Raw genomic sequence first — 415 nt, 5'->3', positions numbered from 1 at the left:
TTTTATTTCCCTCTCTCTTTCCCCTTTCCTTTTCTCTTCCCTCCCCCTCTCCTCTTTTCTCTCTTTCCTTCTTCCCTCTCCTCTCCCTCTCTCTTTTCTTCCTCTCCCTCTCCTCTCCTTTCTCCCTTTCCCTCCTTCTCTCCTCTCCCTTCCTTTTCCCCCCCTTTCCCTTCTTCCCCTTTCCCTCCCCCTCCCCTTTCCTCCTCTCTTCCCTTCCTCCTTCTCTCCCTCCCTCTCCTCCCTTCTCCTTTCCTCCTTCCCTTCCTTCCTCTTCTTCCCTCTCCCCCCCTCCCCTTTCTTTTCCTCCCCCTTTCCTTCCCCTCTTCCTCCTCTCCTTCTCCCTCTTCCCTCCCCCTTTTCCTTCTCCCTTTCTCTCCTTCTCCCTTCTTTTCTCTCTCCTCTCTTCCTCCTCTTC

The 415-nt window shown here is 54.2% G+C and carries 1 protein-coding gene; it reads right to left on the bottom strand.

What is annotated here, in order from left to right:
• Positions 1-415, bottom strand: a 415-nt coding sequence (locus NR111_RS18875; RefSeq protein WP_256821634.1) for a hypothetical protein, incomplete at both ends; no start/stop codon positions are given.

The organism is Dietzia sp. Die43, assembly GCF_024519835.1.
GTDB lineage: Bacteria > Actinomycetota > Actinomycetes > Mycobacteriales > Mycobacteriaceae > Dietzia > Dietzia kunjamensis.
The sequence above is the reverse complement of the archived record's forward strand: the minus strand, read 5'-3'. Positions and strand labels throughout refer to the sequence as shown.